Source organism: Tsuneonella rigui (assembly GCF_003958625.1).
GTDB classification, from domain to species: domain Bacteria; phylum Pseudomonadota; class Alphaproteobacteria; order Sphingomonadales; family Sphingomonadaceae; genus Tsuneonella; species Tsuneonella rigui.
On the sequence record NZ_RSEL01000024.1, the window covers coordinates 61,951 to 85,536 of the forward strand.

Below are 23,586 nucleotides of genomic sequence, written 5' to 3' on the forward strand. Positions count from 1 at the left end.
AAGGGACAAACGATGGCCAGTTCCCCCAATTCCTACCGCAACATGCCCGACGAGCGCGGGCACTTCGGCGACTACGGCGGCCGCTACGTCGCCGAGACGCTGATGCCACTGATTCTGGAGCTGGAAACCGCCTACCGCGCGGCGCAGGCGGACCCGGCGTTCCAGGCGCAGTTCGACGACCTGATGGCGCACTACGTCGGCCGCCCCAGCCCGCTTTATTTCGCCGAGCGGCTGACCGAGGCGCTCGGCGGCGCGCAGGTTTGGTTCAAGCGCGACGAGCTCAACCACACCGGCGCGCACAAGATCAACAACTGCATCGGCCAGATCCTGCTCGCGATCCGGATGGGCAAGCGGAAGATCATCGCGGAGACCGGCGCGGGCCAGCACGGCGTCGCCACCGCAACCGTCTGCGCGCGGTTCGGCCTGCCCTGCACGATCTTCATGGGCGCCACCGATGTGGCTCGCCAGCAGCCCAACGTGTTCCGCATGAAGCTGCTGGGCGCCGAGGTGGTCCCGGTCACCAGCGGCGCGGCGACGCTCAAGGACGCGATGAACGAGGCGCTGCGCCACTGGGTCGCGCACGTCGAGGACACGTTCTACATCATCGGCACCGCCGCTGGCCCGCACCCTTATCCGGAGCTGGTGCGCGATTTCCAGTCGGTGATCGGCAAAGAAGCGCGCGCTCAGCTGATGGAGCGCACCGGCCGCCTGCCTGACCTGTTGGTCGCCGCGATCGGCGGTGGCAGCAACGCGATCGGGCTGTTCCATCCGTTCCTCGACGATGCCAGCGTCAAGATGCTCGGCGTCGAGGCGGCGGGGCACGGGCTCGACAAGCAGCACGCCGCGTCGCTGGCAGGCGGCTTCCCCGGCGTGCTCCACGGCAACAAGACCTACCTGCTGCAGGACGAGGACGGCCAGATCGCCGAGGCGCACTCGATCAGCGCCGGCCTCGACTACCCCGGCATCGGCCCCGAGCACGCCTGGCTCAAGGACACCGGCCGTGTCGAATACACCTCGGTCACCGACGACGAGGCGCTGGACGCCTTCCAGCTCCTCTGCCGCACCGAGGGCATCATCGCCGCCCTCGAACCCAGCCACGCCATCGCCGCAGTCGCCAAGCGCGCAAAGGAGATGGAACGTGACGCGATCATCCTAGCCAACCTGTGCGGACGCGGGGACAAGGACATCTTCACGGTGGCCGAGCATCTCGGGGTGGCGATGTGAGTCGCCTGTCGACCGCCTTTTCCAAGGGCCGCCCTGCGCTCGTATGCTTTATCACCGCAGGTGACGGCGACACTGCCGCCAATCTCGACGCGTTGGTCGCGGGCGGCGCGGATGTCATCGAGCTCGGCATGCCGTTCACCGATCCGATGGCCGACGGGCCTGCGATCCAGGCGGCGAATTTGCGCAGCCTCGGCGCGGGCACGACCACGCGCGACGTGCTGCTGATTGCCAATGAATTTCGCGATCGGCACCCCGACGTACCGCTGGTGCTTATGGGCTATGCCAATCCGATGATTCGCCGCGGGCCCGAGTGGTTCGCGGCCGAGGCCGCCGCCTGCGGGGTCGACGGGGTGATCTGCGTCGACATCCCGCCCGAGGAGGACGACGCGCTCGGCCCCGCGCTGCGCGAGAATGGCATCGACCTCATCCGCCTCGCCACGCCGACCACCGATACCGCGCGGCTGCCGGCGGTGCTCGAAGGCTCGTCTGGCTTCGTCTACTACGTCTCGGTCGCCGGAATCACCGGGCTGCAGCAGGCCGCCACCGCCTCGATCGAGAGCGCGGTCGCCCGCCTCAAGGGCGCAACCGAGCTACCTGTCGCGGTCGGCTTCGGAGTGCGCACCCCCAAGCAGGCCGGCGCGATCGCCAAGGTGGCGGACGGCGTGGTGGTCGGCTCGGCGCTCGTCGAGCTGTGCGACAAACTCGACGCGCCGGAACACTTGGCAAAGCTGACCGCTTCGCTAGCCGAGGCGGTGCATAACGCCCGCCAGCTTGCTTAACCCCTTCATTCCCGCGAAAGCGGGAACCCATCTCCGGTCTTCGCATCGTCCGCAACGGCACGAGATGGGTCCCCGCGTTCGCGGGGATGACGAACAGATTTTGGAAGTTTAGGAGCGCCCCATGTCCTGGCTCAGCCGCGTCCGCAATTCGCTCCCGTTTGTCGCCAAGCGCGAGACGCCCGACAACCTGTGGGTCAAGTGCCCGAGCTGCCAGGAAATGCTCTTCGTCAAGGAGTACGAGGAGAACCTCCACGTCTGCCCGCGCTGTAATCATCACGGACGCATCAACGCCGACACGCGGCTCGGCATCCTGCTCGATGCGGGCTACGACCTGCTGCCGCAGCCGAGCGTCAAGGAAGACCCGCTCAAGTTCCGCGACACCTCGAAGTACACCGACCGCCTGAAGAAGGCGCGCGCGAACAACGCGCACAGCGATGCGTTCAGCGTCGGGTCGGGCATGATCGACGGGCGGCCCGCGGTGGTCGGTGTGCAGGACTTCAGCTTCATGGGCGGCAGCATGGGCATGGCGGTGGGCAGCGCGTTCGTCGCCGGGGCCGAGCAGGCGCTCAAGCGGCATTGCCCCTACATCGTCGTCACCGCCGCAGGCGGCGCGCGGATGCAGGAGGGCATCCTCAGCCTCATGCAGATGCCCAAGGCGACCGTGATGACCCGGCGGCTGAAGGAAGCCGGCCTGCCTTACATTGTAGTGCTGACCGACCCCACCACCGGCGGCGTCACCGCGAGCTACGCGATGCTCGGCGACGTCCACATCGCCGAGCCCGGCGCGCTGATCGGGTTCGCCGGCCAACGGGTGATCCAGGACACCATTCGCGAACAGCTCCCCGAGGGATTCCAGCGCGCCGAGTACCTGCTCAAGCACGGCATGGTCGACATGGTGGTTGAGCGGAAGGACCTGAAGGGCACGCTGGCGACGCTGATCGACTACCTCGCGCCGAAGAAGGCGGCTTGACCGTCATCCCAGCGAAAGCTGGGATCGCTTGCCGTCGGCGCCGCGTTTGAGGGACGAGATCCCAGCTTCCGCTGGGATGACGGGATCATGAAAGACTTCGCAACTTCCTCCGACCCCGCTGTCCAAGCCCAACTCGACCGGCTGGCGCAGCTCTCCCTGCCGCAGGGGCGGTTCGGGCTCGAGACGATCCGCGCGCTGCTCGGACGGCTGGGAAATCCGCAGGACCGCCTGCCGCCGGTGTTCCACGTCGCAGGGACCAACGGCAAGGGCTCGACCTGCGCGTACCTGCGCGCGATGCTGGAGGCGGGCGGGCTAACCGTCCACACCGCGACCAAGCCGCATCTGGTGCGCTACAACGAGCGCATTCGCATCGGCGGCACGCTGATCTCCGACGCAGAGCTGGCCGAGCGGCTCAGGGACGTGCTCGACGCGGGCGAGGATCTGTCGCCGAGCTTCTTCGAAGTCACCACCGCCGCCACCTTCCTCGCCTTTGCCGAAGCGCCCGCGGATGCGTGCGTGATCGAAGTCGGCCTCGGCGGGCGGTTCGATGCGACGAATGTAATCGAGCATCCGGCGGCGTGCGGCATCGCCAGCCTCGGCATCGATCACGAGGCGTTCCTGCTCGCCCCCGAGGATGGCACGCCCGACGACCCGATCGCGCGGATCGCGTTCGAGAAGGCCGGCATCGTCCGCCCCGGCCGGCCGCTGGTGACGCAAGCCTATGCCGAGAGCGCCGAACTCGAGATCGAGCGTGCCGCGCTCGCCGCGGGTGCGCCGCTGCACATGCGCGGGCGCGACTGGACGGCGCATGTCGGCGAGCAGATCGAGTACGAGGACCGCCACGGCCGCCTCGCCCTTCCCCTCCCCGCGCTCGCCGGCGCGCACCAGGCGGATAACGCGGCGCTGGCGGTGGCGATGTTGCGGCACCAGGATTTCGTCACCGTCGACGCGCTGGCAATCAACGAAGGCATCCGCACCGCGCGCTGGCCGGCACGGTTGCAGCGACTGAGCGATGGGCCACTGACCGCGTTGGCCGCAGGGCGCGAGGTGTGGCTGGACGGCGGGCACAATCCCGATGCGGGCGCGGCGATTGCGAGGCACTTCGAAGGGCCGGTCCACCTCGTGATCGGCATGCTCGCCAACAAGAACCCGCTGGCGATCATCGAGCCGCTGGGCGACCGCATCGCCAGCCTGTCAGTCGTGCCGGTGCCGGGCAGCGATTGCCACGACGCCCCGGCGTTCGGCCCGCGGGCCAAGGCATCCGGCTCGGTCGAGGAAGCGCTGCAAGCGATCGATGCCGACGGCCCGATCCTGATCGCCGGCTCGCTTTACCTCGCGGGCGATGTCCTGCGCGACAACGGCGAGATACCTGACTAATCCTTCGCGGAGGCCGCCTCCGGCGCGATCACGCCGGCGTTGCCGGTCCTGGTCTGCCGCCACCATTCAAGGCACACCAGCACCATCGCGCCGAGGCCGATCCAGGTGGTCAGGATGAAGATCGAGTAGTACCCTTGGTCCTCGATCATCTGCCCCAGCGCGCCGCGACCGAGCGTGCCGATCAGCAGCGTCAGCGAGGAGAGCAGCGCATACTGCACCGCGCTGAACTTCTTCGACACGATCGACGACAGCCACGCGATATACGCCGCGCCTGCGATGCCGGTAGCGAGGTTCTCGCCGCCGATGGTCACCATCAATCGCGCCAGCTTCTCGCTGCCGCCAGGGAAGCTCTCGATCAGCGCCGCGAAGCCGGTGCTGTGGGCCACCGCGCCCATTACTCGCCCGCCGCTGGCCATGTCGGCGTAGAGCAGGTTGGTGAGCGAGGCGAGCAGTCCGCCGATCAGCAGCGTCGGCATCCGCCCCAATGCGGTCAGCAGCCAGCCGCCGAGCGCCAGCCCGAGCACGATCGCCCCGACCCCGAAGAACTTGGAGGCCACCGCCACCTCGTCTTTCGAATAACCCAGTTCGGTGAGATAGAACGGATAGGCGAAGGTGCCCCAGATGGCGTCGCAAATGCGGTAGGTCAGCACCACGGCGAGAATCAGCACCAGCGCCCAACCGAGCCGCCCGACGAACTCCTCCAGCGGCAACACCAGCGCACGGTAGAGGTTGTCCGCCACGTAGCTGGCCCCGCTCGCTGGCGGCGCATCCTCGGTGAGCAGGTTCTGCCCCTTCTTGCGCTGGCTCGCCAGCCACCCGGCGATCAGCGCCGGCAGCACGATGGTTGCGACGATGATCCACGGGCCCCAGGTCGAGGTGAACTCGGTCGGATCGGGCCGCGCGTCCGGCGCAGCGGTCAGCGACTGGATCATGAAGTTGAGCACCAGCGCGATCGTACCCGCCCACAGCAGGCCCACCAGCGCCAGCGCCTTGTAGCGGACCGACGGGACGATCCCGCCCGCCTGGCGCAGCGCGCGCACCTGTTCGTCGCTCTCGCTGCCGGTCTGCGAGCGGTCGCTGTCGGCGTTAGGCGCGAACAGCGCTGCCGCGCCGATTGCCAGCAGGATCACGCCGAGCACGAGGTAGGTCTGCGGCCAGCCGATTCGGCTCGCGATAATCAGCGCCAGCGCGCCGCCGACCAGCGAGGAGAGCCGGTACCCCATCTGATAGACGGTCGAGAGCACGTCGAGCGTCGCCTTCTCGTCCGCTACGTCGATCCGCCAGGCGTTGATCGCGATGTCCTGGGTGGCGCTGGCGAAGGCGCCGATGCCCGCGAGCAGGCTGAACAGTCCGATCGAGCTCTTGGGATCGGACAGGCTCATAATCAACAGGATCGCGCCGAGCAAAAGCTGCATCGGCATGATCCACTGCTTGCGCTTGCCGAGCCGGCGCAGGCCCGGAAGGTCGACCTTGTCGATCAGCGGGGACCACAGGAACTGGAACGCGTAGGCGAGCCCGATCAGGCTGAACACGCCCATCGTTTCGAGGTCTACGCCCGCCTCGGTCAGCCAGGCAAACAGCGTGCCGAGGAACAGCGCAAACGGCAGCCCGCTGGCGAACCCGAACAGCAGCATGAAGCCCGTCTTGCGGTTTCGCAGAGCCTGGCCAAGCACGCGCCAGCTCGACGGTTTCTTCGCGGCTGCTGCCTCGGCCATTCCCTAGCGTCCTTCCCGAATGCGCTCTTTCGTGCGACACTTAGCGCTGGAGAAGGAATAGGGAAGCGTCGCCATGAACGAGGCCGTAACGCTCCGGGGAAAACGCCCCACCGACGGCCAGCTCGCGCTCGCCGAGGCGCTCGCGCGCGGCGAGGCGCGGCCCGCGGGCGGCATCACCACCGTGCCCGCCTCGGTCTATACCGACCCCGATCACTTCGCGCGCGAGAAGGCCGCGTTGTTCGACCGCCTGCCGCAGGTTCTGATGCCGAGCGCGCTGATCCCTGATCCGGGGATGACGGTGCCGCACGATCTTACCGGCCGCCCGTTGCTGGTGACGCGCGACAAGCAGGGCGCGGTCCACGTCTTCCTCAACGTTTGCCGCCACCGCGGGACGAGGCTGGTCGAGGGCAACGAGGCCGAATGCACCGCGCGGCTGGTGTGCCCCTATCACGCGTGGACCTACCGCCTCGACGGCGCGCTGCTCGCCCTGCCCCGGCCCGACAGCTTCCCCGGCCTCGACAAGGGGGACTACCATCTGGTCGAGCTGCCGAGCTGCGAGGCGGGCGGCCTCATCTGGTATTCCCCGCGCGAGGACGCGGATTTCACGCTCGCCCGCCAGCTCGGCGAGGACATGGACGCATTCGGCGCGCGCGAGCACTTCCTGTTCCGCCGGAAAACGCATGAGGTGCGCGGCAACTGGAAGCTGATCATGGACGCGTTCCTGGAGAGCTACCACGTCACCCGCCTGCACGCGAAGACGATCGGCCCGTTCTTCAAGGACGGGGTGACCAGCGGTGACATGATCGGGCCGCACGCCCGCAGCGCGGTTGGCCGGGTGGACGAGCTCGATGGCGTGGACCTCACCGACATGGCCGCGCTGCGCCGCCGGGTGACCTTCGCCTACCAGCTGCTGCCCGCGACGGTGATCATCCCCAGCCCCGACTACATCAATGTGATGGCGCTGTGGCCGACTGGGCACGATCGCACGCTGGTCGAGGACTTCATGCTCATCCCCGAGCCGCCCGCGACCGACAAGGCACGCGATCACTGGGAGCGCAGCTGGGCGCTGCTCGACGGCGGAGTGTTCGCGAGCGAGGACTTTCGCGCGGCCGAGCTCGGCCAGCAGGGCCTGTCCACGGGCGTGGTGCCGGAGTTGACCATCGGGACGTTGGAAGGCGGCATCCGGCGGTTTCATGAGACGGTGACAGAGGCACTCAGGGCGGCGAACTAAACCATCCACTTCGTCGCCCCGGACTTGATCCGGGGCCGGTGCTTTTCTTCCGCGCGAATCTCCAAAAGAAGCACCACCCCGGATCAAGTCCGGGGTGACGGTAAGAGTTGATGCGCCCCGGTGTGCGCCGTAAGGCCCGCGCATGCCCTCTCCCGACCGTCCCGCCGGCGAACGCATCGCCAAGCTGCTCGCGCGCGCGGGCGTTGCCAGCCGGCGCGAGGTGGAGCGGATGATTGCCGAGGGGCGCGTGGCGATCGGCGGCAAGGTGCTCGATACCCCCGCCACCATTATTCCCAATCTCAAGGACGTGACGGTCGACGGCAAGCCTGTCGAGCAAGCCGAGCAGGCCCGCGTGTTCGCGTTCCACAAACCGTCGGGGCTGATCACCGCCGAGCGCGACCCGAAGGGCCGTCCGACGATCTACACCGCGCTGCGCAATGCCCTCCCGCGCAATGCGCCGCGGCTGATGCCGGTCGGCCGGCTCGACATGAACACCGAGGGCCTGCTGTTGCTCACCAACGACGGTGAGCTCAAGCGCGCGCTCGAACTGCCCGCCTCTAATGTCCCGCGCACCTACCGCGTGCGCGCCTTCGGCGACATCACGCAGAGCCAGCTCGACGACTTGATCGAAGGCGTCGAGATCGACGGCGTGCGTTATGGCAAGATCGAGGCCGACCTCGAACGCGGGAGCGGGCGCAACCGCTGGATCATCATGACGCTGACTGAGGGCAAGAACCGCGAGGTGCGGCGTGTGCTCGAGCATCTCGGCCTGCAGGTCAGCCGCCTGCTGCGCATCGGCTACGGCCCGTTCAACCTCGGCGACTTGCCGCGCGGCGCAACCGCCGAGATCCCGCAGGTGCAGGTCGAGCGGCTGCGGCGTAGCCTGAAGAAATGAGAATTGTCGCCGGCGAATGGCGTGGCCGCAAGCTCGCCGCGCCGAAGGGCGACGCCACCCGCCCCACCGCCGACCGCACTCGGGAAACGCTGTTCAACATGCTCGCCAGCCGAGTACGCAGCTTCGATGGTTTGACAGTCGCCGACCTGTTCGCGGGCTCAGGCGCGCTGGGGCTGGAAGCGCTGTCGCGTGGAGCCGCCTCGTGCCTGTTCGCCGAACATGACCCCGCCGCGCTCGACGCCATCCGCGCGAACATCGCCACCCTCGGCGCGCGTGATCGCACCGACGTGCGGCGCGGCTCGGTGATGGAGCTTGGTCCTGCCAGCGCCCCGTACGACCTCCTGCTCCTCGATCCGCCCTACGGCACTGGCGCGGTCGGAGTCGCGCTCGACCGGCTGCAGCGCCTCGGCTGGATCGGCCCGGCGACGTGGATCGCGGGCGAGACCGGCGCGGATGAGGAGGTCACGGTGAAGGGACTGGAAGTCGACGCCGAGCGCAAGGTCGGCAAGGCCAAGCTCTGGCTGCTGCGCGCCGCGTAGCAAAAGGGGCGCCCTCGCGGACGCCCCTCGCATGAACCAATGAAGCCTTAGTTCTGCTTCTTCGGTCCGGGGATTTCGCTCGCCGGCTTACCCGGCCAGCGATTGAGCGGACGGTTGCCGTAGTTGAGCCCCGCTTCGCGCGGATTGACGCAGTGGTCCTGCACCGCGCCCTTGCACGGCGGGTAGTCGGTGTTGGTGGCGGCGGGCGTGGTCTGGGTGACCGCGTTGCTCACGAAGTTCGGGTTACCCGCGGTATTCATCGCTGCGGCGGTCGTCGCCACCTGCGCGGTCGTCGAGGCGTTGGCCGACGGCATGTTCGCCATCTGCGACGCAATCGAGGTCCACGCGGCCGTCCGCGCTTCCGGGGTCATCGCATAGAGCTTGGCGCGCTGGTCGTCGGTCAGCACCCACCAGCCGGTCTGCTGCTGGGGCGTGAGCGTCCAGAAATAGGTCTGGTAGGTGTCCGGCCAGGTCCAATACGTGGTTTGGTAGGTGTTCGGCCAGCCAGTGTAGATCGTCTGCTGCGCGGCCGGCCAGGCGTCATAAACCGCCTGCTGGGCATCGGTCATGACATAGACATTGCCGTTGGCATCGACCGCCATGTCCTGCGAGATCGCGGGGACGGCCGGAACGGCGAAAGCCAGCGCGGCGGCGCCGGCAAGGATCAGCTTGTTCATCGGGGCTCTCCTTAACATTTATCGCCCTGACTACGCCCGCTCCCCGCTTGGGTTCCGCCATCGCCCTTGCGCCCCACGCGCGTGTTCCCTAGCTGTTCGCCTATCCATGAGCGCCGACCCCGCCCTCCCGACCGTGGCCGACGAGGCCGAGGTTCCCGCGTACGCGCAGGGACTTAACGCCCCGCAGCGCGACGCAGTGCTGACGACCGAGGGCCCGGTGCTGATGCTGGCGGGCGCGGGGACCGGCAAGACCGCGGCGCTCACCGCGCGATTGGCACACCTCGTCGCAACCCGCCGAGCATGGCCGAGCGAGATCCTCTGCGTCACCTTCACCAACAAGGCCGCGCGCGAGATGCGCGAGCGTGTCGGGCGGCATATCGGGCCAGCGGTCGAAGGGATGCCGTGGCTCGGCACGTTCCATTCGATCGGCGCCAAGATGCTGCGCCGCCATGCCGAGCTGGTCGGGCTGCAGTCGAACTACACGATCATCGACACCGACGACCAGATCCGGCTCCTGAAGGCGCTGATCACCGACAACGGGCTGGACGAGAAACGCTGGCCCGCGCGGCAGCTCGCCGGACTGATCGATCGGTGGAAGAACCGCGGGCTCAATCCCGCCGACCTCGATGCGGTGGAGAACGAGGCGTACGCCAACGGCCGTGGGCAGCAGATGTACGGCCTCTACCAGGCCCGATTGAAGTCGCTAAATGCGTGCGATTTCGGCGATCTGCTGTTGCACATCCTCAACGTGTTCCGCAGCCACCGCGAGGTGCTCGAGCAGTACCAGCAGCGCTTCAAGTACATTCTGGTCGACGAGTATCAGGACACGAACCAGGTCCAGTACCTTTGGCTCCGCCTGCTGGCGCAGGAGCGCAAAAACATCTGCGTGGTGGGGGACGACGACCAGTCGATCTACTCGTGGCGCGGGGCCGAAGTTGCCAATATCCTCAAGTTCGAGAAGGATTTTCCCGGCGCCGCGGTGATCAAGCTCGAACAGAACTACCGCTCGACCCCGCATATCCTTGCCGCCGCATCGGGACTGATCAACGCCAACAGCGCGCGGCTAGGCAAGACGCTGTGGACCGAGATTCCGGCCGGCGAGAAGGTCCGCGTGATCGGGGTGTGGGACGGGCCCGAGGAAGCGCGCCGCGTGGGCGAGGAGATCGAACGGCTCGAGCGCGAGGGCGCCGGGCTCGACCAGGTCGCGATCCTGGTGCGCGCGCAATACCAGACGCGCGAGTTCGAGGATCGGTTCATCCAGATCGGGATGAACTACCGCATCATCGGCGGCTTCCGGTTCTATGAGCGGGCAGAGATCCGCGATGCGCTGGCCTACCTGCGGGTCATCGCCAGCCCCGCCGACGATCTGGCGTTCGAGCGGATCTACAACCAGCCCAAGCGCGGGCTCGGCGCCAAGACCTTGGAGTCGATGCACCGCCACGCGCGCGCGACCGGGCTTCCGCTCGCCGCAGCCTCGCTCCAGCTCGCCGACACTGACGAACTGCCCGCCCGCGCGCGCGGCACGATCGCGCAGCTCATGGGCCAGTTCCTGCGCTGGCGAGATCTCGCCGAGACCACCGCGCCAGCCGAACTCATTCGCATCGTCCTCGCTGAGAGCGGCTACGATGCGATGCTGCAGGCCGAAAAAAGCGCCGAGAGCGCGGGGCGCGCAGAGAACCTCAGCGAGCTCGCGCGCGCCATGGAGGAATACGACACACTCGGCGACTTCCTCGAGCACGTCGCGCTGGTGATGGACAACGACCGCGCCGACGACGGCGAGAAGGTCACCATCATGACCATCCACGCCGCCAAGGGGCTCGAATTCGACCACGTGTTCCTGCCCGGCTGGGAGGAAGGGGTGTTCCCCAGCCAGCGCGCGCTCGACGAAGGGGGGCTCGCCAGCCTCGAGGAAGAGCGCCGCCTCGCCTACGTCGCGATCACCCGCGCGCGGCGGCGCTGCACAATCCTGCACGCCGCCAACCGGCGCATCTATGGCCAGTGGACGAGCTCGATCCCCAGCCGCTTCGTCGGCGAACTGCCCGCCGACCAGATCACCGAGGAAACCACGATGACCGGCGGCGCCAGCCTGTGGCGCGCGCAGATGAGCGAGCACGACGATCCCTTCGCCCACCTCGCCCGCGCCCAGCCCGCGCGCACGCTGACCCGAGGCCCCGGCTGGCAGCGCGCGCTCACCACCGGTTACGACCCGACCCCCGCGCGCGTGAAGGAGAACACCCGCAGTGCCGCCAGCTTCGCCGCCAAGCCGCGCGCCGACATCGCGATCGGCCAGCGTGTGTTCCACGACAAGTTCGGCTATGGCGAAGTGGTCGACCAGGAGGGCAACAAGCTCGAGATCGAATTCGAGCAGGCCGGCCGCAAGCGGGTGATCGACAGCTTTGTGAGCCTGGCTTGAAGGCCATCGCCGATCCCGACGGTCTGCTGACCGCCGGCCTCGCCACGATCCGCACGCAGTTTTCGGTCCCCGACGACTTTCCGCCCGAAGTGCTCGCGGAAGCGGAGCGCACCAAGGACCGCCCACCCACCGAGCATGCCGACTGGACCGACCGGCACTTCGTCACGCTCGATCCGGCGACCTCGACCGATCTCGACCAAGCCTTCGCGCTCGAGGCTTCTGGTAGCGACATCCTGCTCCACTACGCGCTCGCCGATATCGGCTGGTTCGTCCCCACCGGCGGCGCGATGGAGGCGGAGGCGTGTAAGCGCGGGGTCACGCTGTACCTCCCCGACGGCCGCGCGCGGCTGTACCCGGCGGTGCTGAGTGAGGGCGCGGCGAGCCTGCTGCCCGATGGTCCGCGCCCGGCGATCGTCGCGACCGTGCGCTGCTCGCCTGCAGGCGAAGTCGCGCTCGAAGGCATGACCCGCGCGCTGGTGCACAGCCGCGCCAAGCTCGCTTACGAGACTACCGCGCCGGCCGACATCCCCATGCTCGCCGACTTTGCTGCCCGCATCGAACGCGCCGGCGAAGCACGCGGCGCGGCGACCGCCAGCCCGCCCGACCAGGAACTCGAGCGCGGCGCGGATGGCACCTATTCGCTCCACGTGCGCGCGTGGCTGCCGTCGGAGACTGCCAACTCCGCGCTGTCACTAGCCGCCAACATCGCCATCGCCGAGGCGCTGTTCGCGGCCGGCACCGGCATGTTCCGCGAAATGCCCCCGCCCGACGACCGCGCCATCGCCCGGCTGCGCCTGACCGCCCGCGCGCTCGGCCTCGAATGGCCGGAGAACGCCACCTTCGCGCAGTTTAACCGCACGGTCGATACCGGCACCCGCGCCGGCGCCGCGTTTGCGCTCGCGGTCCGCCGCGCGACCGGCCACGCGAGCTACACGCCGTTCGTGTCGGGCCACGTGCCGTGGCACGCCGCGCTTGGCGCAACCTACACCCACGCCACCGCGCCGATGCGGCGGCTGGCCGACCGCTATGTGCTGGAAGCGGCGCTGGCGCTCGCCCAAGGCAAGCCGTCCCCGAGCGATGCCGATCAATTCGCGCGTCTGTGCAAGGCGATGGACGCCGCCGACACGCGCGAGGGCGCGATCGAGCGCGCGGTGCTTGATCTCGCCGAAACGGTCATGTTGCAGGGCCGCGAGGGCGAAATCTTCGCTGCCACCGTAACCGAACGCGACGATCGCGGGGCACGCATCCAGCTGAGCGATCTGCCGATCCTCGCCCGGGTCGATGCGCACCGCGTTGCGACGGGCGAGGAAATCCGGGTCCGGCTGATCGAAGCCGACACCAAGCGCAGAACGCTGCGCTTCGAGCGGGTCAACTAGCCGCCGAAGCCCACTTCGAGGAAGCTCGGCACCGGGCCGTTCCATTCGCCCGGCTGCATCGGCTCATCCTCATGCTGGTCGCGGCGCGGGCGATCGTCACGGCGCGGGCGCCCAGCGCGTTCATCGCGCTGCGGACGCTCGGTGCGCGGCTCGCGCTCGCGGCGGGGGCGTTCGTCGCGCTCTTCGCGCGAACGGCGCGGACGCTCGTCGCGCTCCTCGCGGTCGCGTCGGGGCGATTCTTCGCGCGGCTCTTCCTGCGGCACGACCGGCGCGGTCAGTTCGACCCGCACGTCCTTCTTGCCGAACACCGGAATCGCCGACTGAGTCAGCTTCTCGACATTGTCGATCGCCTCGGCGTCTTCTTCCGCAACGAAGGTGAACGCCCGCCCCTTGGCGCCCGCCCGGCCGGTGCGGCCGATGCGGTGGACGTAGTCGTCGGGATGCCACGGCGTGTCGAAGTTGAACACGTGGCTGACGCCCTTGATGTCGAGCCCGCGCGCGGCAACGTCGCTGGCGACGAGGATCGTCACCTCGCCCTTCTTGAACCGGTCGAGCTCCTTGATCCGGCTCGCCTGGTCCATGTCGCCGTGGATTTCGGCACTGGCAAAGCCGTGGCTCTGCAGGCTCTTGTTGATCTCGCGCACCGTGGTCTTGCGGTTGGCGAAGATGATCGCGGTCTCGACCAGGTCGTTGCGCAGCAGCCAGCGCAGCGTGTCGCGCTTGTCGCGGCTCTTTACGGGCACTTTGAACGCGGTGATGTTCTCGTTGGTCGAAGCCGCGCGGCTGACCTCGATCCGCTTGGGATTGTTGAGGAACTTCTTCGCCAGCTTCTCGATCGGCGGCGGCATCGTCGCGGAGAACAGCATCGTCTGCCGTGTTTCGGGCAGCTTGGAGCAGATGAACTCGATGTCGGGGATGAACCCCATGTCGAGCATGCGGTCAGCCTCGTCGATAACCAGCAGCTCGCAGCCGTTGAGCATGATCTTGCCGCGCTCGAACAGGTCCATCAGTCGGCCGGGCGTGGCGATCAGCACGTCGACGCCTTCGCTCAATGCCTTGAGCTGGTCGCCCATCTGCACGCCGCCGATCAGCAGCGCCATCTTGAGGTCGTGATTGGTGCCGTACTTCTCGAAGTTCTCGGCCACCTGCGCGGCGAGCTCGCGGGTCGGCTCGAGGATGAGGCTGCGCGGCATCAGGGCGCGGCGGCGGCCGTGGCTGAGGATGTCGATCATCGGCAGCACGAAGCTGGCCGTTTTGCCGGTGCCGGTCTGGGCGATGCCGATGATGTCCTTCATCATCAGCACCGGCGGGATCGCCTGGGCCTGGATCGGCGTGGGTTCGCTATAGCCCGCGGTCTCGACCGCTTTGAGCAATTCAGGGGAAAGGCCGAGTTCGGCGAAGGTCATGCAGTCTCGATATATGAAAGGTTCGGCAGGCGACGGGCGCCGTTCGTTGACGAAGGCTCACCGCCGCCCGCCACGATCCGCGCGCGCCCTGCGCGTTGCGCGCGCGAAAGTCAAGGTTTCGGAAGGGCTCTAGTCGTCCTTCGCGACCAGCTGGCGGATGCGGCTGATCTCGCAATTCGCGCCCGAACGCGAGTGCAGCTTGTCGCGGTCGGAGCAGAGCATCCCGTCGCTCGCGCGCTCGAGATAGAAGCCCGAATAGAAATCGCGCGCGCTGCAGGCCTTTTCCAGGGTCGCGGAAACCAGCCGCCGGTCGCGCATGAACAGCAGCAGCTTGCCGCCGTCCGGCTGGACCGCGGCGATGCCGGCCACCGGCACGCACTTGCCGATCTTGCGCTCGCTGAAGCGCGGCGCGGCGGCGGGAGCCATCTCGGCGACGAAGCCCTGCCGCATTACCGGCCCCGGGGGAGCGATGCGGATGGTGATCCGCCGCTCGATGCGCACTTGCGCGGCGATCGGATCCTCCGACGCGCGCGCGGCGTCGTACGCCTCGCTCGACACGACGGCCGTGGTCTCGGTCTGTCCATCAGCGCTCGGCGCGAGGGGCGCGGCCGCCAGCGTCGGGACGAGCACCGCCAGCGGCGCGAGAAGGATGGCGTACGGATTCATGACCTGCGTTGGCCGCCCCCCTTAAGACGCCCGGTTGAATAGCGGCTTAATCCCTCCTGCCCGCGGCGCAAGCGCTGGCATTGCCGCGCGGCGCTGTGCCATAGCGGCGCGGATGAGCGATCGTGCGGGTTTCCTGGCTGCAGCGGCCGAACTTCTCGGCCCGCGCGGCCTGACGCGCGACGCCGACCTGATGGCCTCCTGGCTGACCGACTGGCGCGGTCGCTTCACCGGTCGGGCGCTGGCGATGGCCTCGCCTGCGTCGACCGCGGAAGTGGCGGCACTGGTGAAGCTTTGTGCAGAGCACCGGGTCCCGATCGTGCCCCAGGGCGGCAACAGCGGGATGTCGGGCGGGGCGACCCCAGACGACAGCGGGAGCGCGCTGCTCCTGTCGCTCCGCCGGATGAATGCCATCCGCAGCCTCGATGTCGCCGCGCGGCAAGTCGTGTGCGAGGCGGGCGTGATCCTCCAGACCTTGCATGAAGCCGCCGAAGCCGAAGGTCTGCGCTTCCCCCTCACGCTGGGCGGCAAGGGTTCAGCGACCGTCGGCGGGCTCGTCTCCACGAACGCCGGCGGCACCCAGGTCCTTCGCCACGGGTCGATGCGTACGCAGGTCCTCGGGCTCGAGGCCGTGCTCGCCGACGGCAGCGTGTTCGACAGCCTGACCGCCCTGAAAAAGGACAACCGGGGGTTCGACCTCAAGCAGTTGCTGATCGGATCCGAGGGGACGCTCGGGATCGTCACCGCCGCTACGCTCAAACTGGAACCACAGTTCGCCGCGCGGTCGGTCATTTGGGCCGGCGTGCCTTCGCTCGAAGCGGCGCGCGAACTGCTCCTGCATTGCGAGCGAGCGGCGGGCGGCGCGTTGGAGGGATTCGAAGTGCTCGACCAAGGCACTCTGGACGACGTGATCGCGCACGTCCCCGGCGCTCGCCAGCCGCTCGGTGGCCGCCACGCGTGGCATGCGCTGATCGAGTTAGTGGCCGACGCTGCCGGTGCGGGACAGCTCTCAAGTCTCGCCGAGGGCATGCTTGCCGATGCGCTCGAACGGGGCCTGCTCGAAGACGCCGCCATCGCCGCGAACGAAGCGCAGGCAGCGGCATTCTGGACGCTGCGGGACTCGGTCGCTCCGGCCGAGCGCGCCAAGGGGCCCGCCGTGCAGCACGACATCTCGGTGCCGGTCGAGCGTATGCCCGCCTTTGTCGCGGAAGCGGTGCCCCAGATCGAGGCCGACTGGCCGGGGACCGAGGCGATCGCCTTCGGCCACTTGGGCGATGGCAACGTCCACTTCCACGTCATCGCTCCGGGCGGCATCGACCCGGCGGAGTGGTACGCGGGCGACGGCAAGGCGATCAGCAATCAGGTCTATGAATTGGTCACTCGCTGGGGCGGATCGATCAGCGCGGAGCATGGCATCGGCCAGCTCAAACGCGACGTGTTCGGCCGGCTGGGAGACCCCGTGGCGCTGAGCATGCAGCGAGCGGTCAAGCAGGCGCTCGACCCGCTCGGACTGCTCAATCCGGGCAAGCTCGTGCCGCTTGCGCCTCAGGGCGACAGTCCTTAAAGCGCGCGCTTCGCGCCGCCGGGCATGGGAGTGCCTTGCCGCTGCATCTAACGACTTCGGAGATCGACCATGGCCAGCGCGCCGCAGCCTACCCTGCCCCTGTTCTACAATGACCTGATGCCGCTCAACAGCCGGGATCACGCCAACTACAAGCTCAATCCTCCCTCGGGCATGACCTGGCTGGTCAATCAGCACGCGGTGCCGGTGACCACCGATGAGTTCATCCAGGCGCAGCGCCACTTCCCGATCGTGTTCAGCGCCGGGGAAGGCAGCGTTCCCCTCGCGCTCATGGGCCTCAATGAAGGCGTGAACACCTTCTTCAACGAGGAAGGCAAGCTGGAGGAGGATATCTACATCCCCGCTTACGCGCGCCGCTATCCCTACTTGCTCGCGCGCCTGACGCCGGACGCGCAGGAAATGTCGCTCTGCTTCGATCCCTCGGCCGGCATGCTCGGCGAGTCCGGTGAAGGCGAACCGCTGTTCGACGCCGAGGGCAAGCCCGCCGCGCCGATCCAGGGCGCGCTCGATTTCTGCGAGAAGTTCGAGGAGGCCGGCGCCCGTACCCAGGCGTTCGTCAAGGAGCTGGAAGACAAGGGCCTGCTGATGGACGGCGAAGTCGCGATTACGCGCAACGACGATCCGGAAAAGCCCTACATCTACCGCGGCTTCAAGATGGTGGACCAGGACAAGCTGCGCGATCTCGACGCCGAGACCGCCAAGCTGTGGACCGGCAACGGCATCATGGCGCTGATCTTCGCGCACCTGTTCTCGATGGACATGATGCGGATCATTTTCGGGCGCCAGGTCGGCAAGGGCATGATGCCTGAAGCTACCGAGCAACCCGCCGCCTGACGCGACGAACCGTGGCTTGAGCGCGACCGGACGGAACTTGAAACCCGTCCGGCCAGCGCCTATTTCGCCTCTGCCCGGTTCGCGCTTCCCTCATGGCCGGATCGGGTCGGTGCACTGCGGTGCACCTCCTCCCTGAACCTTGGCCACCTCGTGCGCTTGCACGAGGTGGTTTTTTATTCGGCCGCCTGCGGCATGCGTCCCGCGCCGCCGAGAGCGGCAACTTCGCTGGCGAGAGCGCGCACCAGACCGGCGAGCAGACGCGCGACGCCGGCAGCCCGGACGCTCGGCTCAGCCAATCGCGCGTCGAGGTAGCTGGTGCGGCAAACCTCCAGTTGTATCGCATGGATGTCGCGCGCCGGCGCGGCGTGGCGGTCGAGCACGTACCCGCCCGCATAGGGCCGGTTGTGCGCCACCGGCCTGCCGTTCGCCTTGAAATAGCCAAACGCCGCCGCCACTAGGGCGCGGCTGCAGCTTGCGCCGAAGCGGTCGCCGATGACCAACTCGGGTGACGGTTGCCCTTGCCGCGACGGCAGGGGCGGCATCGAGTGCAAGTCGATCAACAGCGCCGCACCCCAGCGGTCGCGCAGTGTCTCCAGGGCCCTGCCCAGCGCCGCGTGATAGGGCGAATGGATCGACGCGATCCGCTCATCGAACGTGGCGCGGTCGATCTGCTGCTTCCAGATTTCGCCCAATCCCGGCAATCGGCGCGGGATCACCCCCAGTCCATTGCGCGCCCGACGGTTGGCGAGCGAATGGCGTGCGCTGGCGCCGGCCGGCGCGCCCTCAACCACCATCGACCAATCCATATCATCGGCCGAACGGTTAAGATCGAGCATCGCGCGCGGCGCGTGCGCCACCAGCAGCGCGGCGCCGGTGGCTTGGGCGACCGCCTCCGCGAGGCCGTCGACGTGGCGGTCCTCTAGCCGGTGCGCCGCGTAAGCTGGGTCGCGCATGCGTGCGGTGAGGTCCGGCGGGTAGGTCCGCCCGCCATGCGGCGCGGCGATCAGGATCGGGACCGGCGCATCGGCCGGCAGGTGCAAGGTAAACGCCGCAAGGTCGGTTCCGGGGATCGCCCCGCCGTCTCGCCCTGCGTAATCCTGTGCACTCATCGCGGTAGAAATGGACCGCGCCTACGTATGTGTCAAAGCAGGTCGCCACCTAACGGCGCGAAAGATTTCTTAAGTGCCGTGCGGTAAGGAAGGGGGATGAATGAATTGCCTCCGATCCGCATCCTCCTCGCCGAGGACGAAGATGCCATGCGCACCTACCTTGCACGGGCGCTGGAAAACGCCGGCTACCAGGTGGTCGCGGTCGATCGCGGAACCGAAGCGCTGCCGCTGCTCGAGGCCGAGCACTTCGACCTGTTGCTGTCGGACATCGTCATGCCCGAGATGGACGGGATCGAGCTCGCCCAGCGCTGCAACGAGGTGAGCCCGGCGACGAAGGTCATGTTCATCACGGGATTCGCCGCGGTTACGCTCAAGGCCAGCCGCGAGCAGCCGCGCGCCAAGGTTCTGTCGAAACCCTTCCATCTCAAGGACCTGGTGATGGAAGTCGACCGCGTGTTTCGGACCGAGGAAGCCGCGCGGCTCTAGCCCTCTTGCGAAGCGTTCAGGTGGCCGCTACATGGCCGCCTCGCCGGGCAGCCGGCCGACCGGATAGTGCGGGCGTATAGCTCAGTGGTAGAGCACTATGTTGACATCGTAGGGGTCGCAAGTTCAATCCTTGCTACGCCCACCATCCGGACTTGAGAGGCGTCGCGAAAGCGGCGCCTTTCGCGTTTCGGAGCCGCCCTTGCACCCCCGCCTCGCCCTGCTAAAGCGCCGCCAACTCTTTCACGCAGCAGGACCGTCATGGCAAAGATCAAGGTAGTGAACCCCGTCGTCGAGATGGACGGCGATGAGATGACCCGCATCATCTGGCAGTGGATCCGCGAGCGGCTGATCCTCCCCTACCTCGACATCGATTTGAAGTACTACGACCTCTCCGTCGAGAAGCGCGACGAGACCGACGACCAGATCACCATCGATTCGGCGGAAGCAACGAAGAAGTACGGCGTCGCCGTGAAGTGCGCGACGATCACGCCCGACGAGGCGCGGGTCGAGGAATTCAAGCTCAAGTCGATGTGGAAGAGCCCCAACGGGACCATCCGCAACATCCTCGGCGGCACGATCTTCCGCGAGCCGATCGTGATCCAGAACGTCCCCCGCCTGATCCCCGGCTGGACCGACCCGATCGTGGTCGGCCGCCACGCGTTCGGCGACCAGTACCGCGCGACCGACATGGTCGTCCCCGGCCCCGGCAAGCTGCGGCTCGTGTTCGAAGGCGCCGACGGCCAAGTGATCGACCGCGAGGTGTTCAACTTCCCCGGCGGTGGCGTCGCGATGGCGATGTACAACCTCGACGATTCGATCCGGGACTTTGCCCGCTCGAGCTTCAACTACGGCCTCAACCTCGGCTGGCCGGTCTACCTCAGCACCAAAAACACTATCCTCAAGGCCTATGATGGGCGGTTCAAGGACCTGTTCCAGGAAGTGTTCGACACCGAAGGCTTCGCCGAGAAGTTCAAGGCGGCGGGCATCGTCTACGAGCACCGCCTGATCGACGACATGGTCGCTTCGGCGCTCAAGTGGTCGGGCAAGTTCGTGTGGGCGTGCAAGAACTACGACGGCGACGTGCAGTCGGACCAGGTCGCGCAGGGCTTCGGCAGCCTCGGCCTGATGACCTCGGTCCTGCTGACCCCAGATGGCAAGACGGTCGAGGCGGAAGCCGCCCACGGCACCGTCACCCGCCACTACCGCCAGCACCAGCAGGGCAAGGCGACCAGCACCAACCCGATCGCCAGCATCTTCGCCTGGACCCGCGGCCTCTACTACCGCGGCAAGTTCGACGGGACGCCCGAAGTGCAGAAGTTCGCCGAGACGCTCGAGCGCGTGTGCATCGAGACGGTCGAGAGCGGCAAGATGACCAAGGACCTCGCGCTCCTCATCGGCCCCGAACAGGCGTGGATGACCACCGAGCAGTTCTTCGAGGCGATCGTGCAGAACCTCGAAAAGGAAATGGCCGCCTGGGCCTGACCCGGCTTTTCGGCGGCAAGTGGGGCGTCGCGCTCAGCGTGATCGCCCTGCTGCTCGCCTCCCCGCTGTTCGCGCCGCAACTGCTGGCGTTTCCCTATCGCGCCGAGAGCGCGATCGGGCCGGTATGGTCGGAACGGCCGATCGACCAAGCCGCGCTGGACAGGGTGGCCGCACGCTCTCGCGCGCTGCTCGCGCAAAGCCCAATCGCCGGCCCGAATGAGCAACGGCCGATCTTCCTCACCGAAGGCGGCTGGCGTTGGCTGTGGCTCGCCAACAGCAGCGCGGGCGGGTTCGCGCTGACCCGGCCGATAACCCGGGCCGTGGTAGTCAACGACGTCGACCTTGCCGCCGACCGCATAACGAACGGCGCCGCAATGGGCCGACAGCGCTCGCTCTCGGCGGTGCTGGCGCACGAGTTCACCCACGGCGTGATCCGCCGCCGCTACGGCCTGGTGAAATCGATCCTCGCGCCGCAGTGGCTGGTCGAGGGCTACGCCGACCACGTCGCGCAAGAAAGCAGCCTTAGCGCCGCCGATGTCGCCAAGCTCGAAGCGACCGGTGCGAGCCACCCTGCGCTGGTGTATTATCGCGGCCGAAAGCGCGTGGAGGCTCTGCTCGCCGCCAACGGCAACGATGTGGACGCGCTATTCGACTAGAGCTCAGTCGGTCCGGTTTTTCTTGATAAAGTCGAGTTCGTTCCGCGCGATCTCGCTATCGGGGTCGAACTTCTGGCTATCGCGGTAAGCCTGCTCGCCTTCGGTCCACTTGCGCTGCTCGATCAGAATATAGCCAATGCCCCGCAGGGCGACCGCATTCCACCGCTTCTCGAGCGCGTCTGTCGCCGCAAGCGCCGCCTTACCCGGGACGGAGCGATAGAGCGTCAGCGCTTCGTCGAGCCGCCCCCTCATTTTGAGGACGTGCGCCAATTCCACGATGTACTGAGCATTTTCCGGCGCGAGCTCGCGCAAACGCGCCAACGTCGCCAGCGCTTCGTCCCCGTCGTTCGCTTCGGTCTGCAGATAAGCGCGCAGGAACAGCGCGTCACAATACGGAGCGCCAATGTCGATCGAATTGGCATCGGCGACGGCGCCGCTCGTCATGTACAGCAGCGTCTCGGGCGCTGAATGCCCGCAATAGACACGCTGGTCCTTGGGCCAGTTCTCACTCTCGTAGCGCGCAATGATCGGCTCGATCTTCTGACTGGCCTGCTCGAACAGCCCGGCATCCAAGAGCTTGAACGCGGCGTTCACCACGACCTCAACGTCATCGTTCGTCAGGCTAGCGCCGGCTGTGGTGGGTATGGCCAGCAGTGCGAGTGAGAGAAGAACATTTCGCATGCTGAACCGCCCCGTGAATCGTCCGAAGATCATACACTTGCACCCAGGGCAAGCAATCAGCTCATGCGTTGCGGGGATCGCACATGTTCTTGCCGCACACCGTGGCCGATGAACCAGCCGGGGATCCGGCGCAGCAGAGGGAAGCGATTGAGCAGACGCATGGGGAGCGGCGGCTCATCCGGCAGGCCGCCGGCGCCCGAAATCAGCGGATGCAGGACATTCTCATGGACCGTACGCTGCGCCGACTGAATGACCTTGGTCGGCCATAGCCGGCGCTGCTGCAGGTAAGACAGGAGTGGATCGACGGTCGCCCCGCGCGCGAGCGGCGCGGCGAGCAGGTTGGCGCTGGCGACGGCATCCTGGATCGCGAGGTTGATGCCGATCCCGCCCACCGGGCTCATCGCGTGCGCCGCATCACCGATCGCGAGCAGGCCGGGCCGGCTCCATTCAGTGAGGCGATCGAGCGAGACCGACAGCAGGCTGACACTGTCCCAATCCGGCAACGCGGCGGTGAGATCGGGAAGATCGGGTGACGCCGCGCGCACGTCGGCGCGGAACGCCTCGATCCCGCGCTCCTTGATCGTCTGCGCCCCGCCCTTGGCGATGACAAACGCGCATTGCCAGTAGTCGCCGCGGTCGATCATCACGATCAGCTTGTTGCCCGCCACGCTGCCGCGCAGCGTCGTGCCGCTGGTCTCCTTAGGAACGGCGAACCAGAACACGTCGATCGGCGCACCCAGCGTTTCGAGCGGGAGCACGCGGCGCGCGATCGAATCCCGTCCATCGCATGCGATCACCAATCGGCGCGCGCGCAGCTCCTCACCGCTGCGGAGGCGGACGCCGACCGTGCGACCATCTTCCTCGATGAATTCCTCGACCGGCGCTTCCATGCGCAGCGCGAAGCCGGGATAGCGCGAAGCCTCGTCGCGCACGAAATCGAGAAATTCCCACTGCGGCATCATCGCGATGAACGGCGCCGGCATCGCCAGATGCGACAGGTCGCCGATCACCATGTCCCGCCCGTTCCAGGTGATCTCGGCGCGATCAATCCGGTTGTGCGGCCGCTGCAGGAAGCGCTCGAGCAAGCCGAGCTCGCTCAGGATCTCCATCGTCGAAGGGTGGACGGTATCGCCGCGGAAATCGCGAAAGAAGTCCGCGTGCTTTTCCAGCACCAGCACCGATACCCCCGCCCGCGCGAGCAACAGCGCCGCCATCATGCCCGCCGGCCCGCCGCCGACGACGATCACATCGGGTGCTTTCATGACGCCAGCCTACACCCTGAAGGCCAGAGCAGCGAGCGCCGTTCGCGAAAGGGGTGTCCTACAGGCGCATGGTTCGTCTAGCAGTCAGGCATGATGGCCACCTCCTACCCCGACACCATTCGCGCTGCCCGACTCATCAAACCCACGGCGCGTGTGGCTTTTGCCAATGGCGAAAGTCACACGAGCTTTGCAGATAATCGTTCGAATACAGGATCTTCCCCCGCAAAGT

The 23,586-nt window shown here is 67.4% G+C and carries 21 protein-coding genes and 1 tRNA gene; 15 read left to right on the forward strand and 7 right to left on the reverse strand.

The annotated features are described in order from the left end of the window. The first annotated feature begins 12 nt into the window (after positions 1-12). From trpB to ELY12_RS10305, 4 genes are all read left to right on the forward strand, one after another. Positions 13-1,224 (forward strand): tryptophan synthase subunit beta, encoded by a 1,212-nt coding sequence (gene trpB / locus ELY12_RS10290; protein ID WP_126176618.1) that lies wholly within the window; start codon positions 13-15, stop codon positions 1,222-1,224. Next, the gene (trpA, locus tag ELY12_RS10295; RefSeq protein WP_126176619.1) at positions 1,221-2,003 is read left to right on the forward strand and encodes a tryptophan synthase subunit alpha; all 783 of its coding nucleotides are present in this window, start codon (positions 1,221-1,223) and stop codon (positions 2,001-2,003) included. Before trpB ends, trpA begins: the two co-directional genes overlap by 4 nt. A 121-nt stretch (positions 2,004-2,124) precedes the next feature. Beyond that, positions 2,125-2,973, forward strand: a complete 849-nt coding sequence (gene accD / locus ELY12_RS10300) for an acetyl-CoA carboxylase, carboxyltransferase subunit beta (RefSeq protein ID WP_126176620.1) — start codon at positions 2,125-2,127, stop codon at positions 2,971-2,973. 87 nt (positions 2,974-3,060) lie between these two features. After that, entirely contained in the window at positions 3,061-4,350 is a 1,290-nt protein-coding gene (locus ELY12_RS10305; RefSeq protein ID WP_126176621.1) for a bifunctional folylpolyglutamate synthase/dihydrofolate synthase, read from the forward strand. Here the strand turns inward: ELY12_RS10305 and ELY12_RS10310 are convergent. Then, entirely contained in the window at positions 4,347-6,065 is a 1,719-nt protein-coding gene (locus ELY12_RS10310) for an AmpG family muropeptide MFS transporter (RefSeq protein WP_126176622.1), read from the reverse strand. The genes ELY12_RS10305 and ELY12_RS10310 overlap by 4 nt on opposite strands. 73 nt (positions 6,066-6,138) lie before the next feature. Here ELY12_RS10310 and ELY12_RS10315 point away from each other — a divergent pair, with 73 nt between their 5' ends. The 3 genes from ELY12_RS10315 to rsmD all read left to right on the forward strand — a co-directional run bounded on the left by ELY12_RS10315 (position 6,139) and on the right by rsmD (position 8,730). Continuing rightward, complete coding sequence (locus tag ELY12_RS10315; protein ID WP_126176623.1) at positions 6,139-7,296, forward strand: aromatic ring-hydroxylating oxygenase subunit alpha; 1,158 nt, start codon at positions 6,139-6,141, stop codon at positions 7,294-7,296. Between the two features lie 142 nt (positions 7,297-7,438). Further along, the gene (locus ELY12_RS10320; RefSeq protein ID WP_126176624.1) at positions 7,439-8,191 is read left to right on the forward strand and encodes a pseudouridine synthase; all 753 of its coding nucleotides are present in this window, start codon (positions 7,439-7,441) and stop codon (positions 8,189-8,191) included. Beyond that, positions 8,188-8,730, forward strand: coding sequence for a 16S rRNA (guanine(966)-N(2))-methyltransferase RsmD (rsmD, locus tag ELY12_RS10325; protein ID WP_126176625.1), 543 nt, complete (start codon positions 8,188-8,190; stop codon positions 8,728-8,730). Before ELY12_RS10320 ends, rsmD begins: the two co-directional genes overlap by 4 nt. A gap of 47 nt (positions 8,731-8,777) precedes the next feature. On the opposite strand, the gene ELY12_RS10330 is transcribed toward rsmD, so the two are convergent. After that, the gene (locus tag ELY12_RS10330; protein WP_126176626.1) at positions 8,778-9,407 is read right to left on the reverse strand and encodes a hypothetical protein; all 630 of its coding nucleotides are present in this window, start codon (positions 9,405-9,407) and stop codon (positions 8,778-8,780) included. 106 nt (positions 9,408-9,513) lie between these two features. Between ELY12_RS10330 and ELY12_RS10335 the strand changes: the two genes are divergently transcribed. Next, the gene (locus ELY12_RS10335; RefSeq protein ID WP_126176627.1) at positions 9,514-11,820 is read left to right on the forward strand and encodes an ATP-dependent helicase; all 2,307 of its coding nucleotides are present in this window, start codon (positions 9,514-9,516) and stop codon (positions 11,818-11,820) included. Further along, positions 11,817-13,196, forward strand: coding sequence for an RNB domain-containing ribonuclease (locus ELY12_RS10340; protein ID WP_126176628.1), 1,380 nt, complete (start codon positions 11,817-11,819; stop codon positions 13,194-13,196). Before ELY12_RS10335 ends, ELY12_RS10340 begins: the two co-directional genes overlap by 4 nt. Here ELY12_RS10340 and ELY12_RS10345 read toward each other — a convergent pair. Further along, on the reverse strand, positions 13,193-14,602 hold the full coding sequence (locus ELY12_RS10345; RefSeq protein WP_126176629.1) for a DEAD/DEAH box helicase: 1,410 nt from the start codon (positions 14,600-14,602) through the stop codon (positions 13,193-13,195). The two genes, ELY12_RS10340 and ELY12_RS10345, sit on opposite strands and share 4 nt — an antisense overlap. A gap of 129 nt (positions 14,603-14,731) precedes the next feature. Beyond that, on the reverse strand, positions 14,732-15,268 hold the full coding sequence (locus ELY12_RS10350; protein WP_126176630.1) for a hypothetical protein: 537 nt from the start codon (positions 15,266-15,268) through the stop codon (positions 14,732-14,734). 112 nt (positions 15,269-15,380) lie between these two features. Between ELY12_RS10350 and ELY12_RS10355 the strand changes: the two genes are divergently transcribed. Continuing rightward, positions 15,381-16,829, forward strand: coding sequence for an FAD-binding oxidoreductase (locus ELY12_RS10355; RefSeq protein ID WP_126176631.1), 1,449 nt, complete (start codon positions 15,381-15,383; stop codon positions 16,827-16,829). Between the two features lie 69 nt (positions 16,830-16,898). Beyond that, positions 16,899-17,681, forward strand: a complete 783-nt coding sequence (locus tag ELY12_RS10360) for a SapC family protein (protein ID WP_126176632.1) — start codon at positions 16,899-16,901, stop codon at positions 17,679-17,681. Between the two features lie 173 nt (positions 17,682-17,854). Here the strand turns inward: ELY12_RS10360 and ELY12_RS10365 are convergent, their stop codons facing one another. Further along, positions 17,855-18,790: an N-formylglutamate amidohydrolase gene (locus ELY12_RS10365; protein ID WP_126176633.1), complete on the reverse strand. Its 936-nt coding sequence runs from the start codon at positions 18,788-18,790 to the stop codon at positions 17,855-17,857. Between the two features lie 96 nt (positions 18,791-18,886). Here ELY12_RS10365 and cpdR point away from each other — a divergent pair, with 96 nt between their 5' ends. The 4 genes from cpdR (at position 18,887) to ELY12_RS10385 (ending at position 21,414) form a co-directional block, all read left to right on the forward strand. Further along, positions 18,887-19,276, forward strand: a complete 390-nt coding sequence (cpdR, locus tag ELY12_RS10370; protein ID WP_126176634.1) for a cell cycle two-component system response regulator CpdR — start codon at positions 18,887-18,889, stop codon at positions 19,274-19,276. A gap of 70 nt (positions 19,277-19,346) precedes the next feature. Further along, positions 19,347-19,421, forward strand: a tRNA-Val gene (locus ELY12_RS10375). 113 nt (positions 19,422-19,534) lie between these two features. Continuing rightward, on the forward strand, positions 19,535-20,758 hold the full coding sequence (locus ELY12_RS10380) for an NADP-dependent isocitrate dehydrogenase (RefSeq protein WP_126176635.1): 1,224 nt from the start codon (positions 19,535-19,537) through the stop codon (positions 20,756-20,758). Between the two features lie 38 nt (positions 20,759-20,796). After that, positions 20,797-21,414 carry a hypothetical protein gene (locus ELY12_RS10385; protein WP_126176636.1) on the forward strand — a complete coding sequence of 206 codons (618 nt, stop codon included), beginning with the start codon at positions 20,797-20,799 and terminating at the stop codon, positions 21,412-21,414. 3 nt (positions 21,415-21,417) lie between these two features. On the opposite strand, the gene ELY12_RS10390 is transcribed toward ELY12_RS10385, so the two are convergent. Then, positions 21,418-22,128 (reverse strand): tetratricopeptide repeat protein, encoded by a 711-nt coding sequence (locus ELY12_RS10390; RefSeq protein ID WP_126176637.1) that lies wholly within the window; start codon positions 22,126-22,128, stop codon positions 21,418-21,420. Between the two features lie 23 nt (positions 22,129-22,151). Next, a complete protein-coding gene (locus ELY12_RS10395; protein ID WP_126176638.1) occupies positions 22,152-23,357 on the reverse strand; it encodes an FAD-dependent oxidoreductase in 1,206 nt (401 codons plus the stop codon). Between the last annotated feature and the right edge of the window lie 229 nt (positions 23,358-23,586).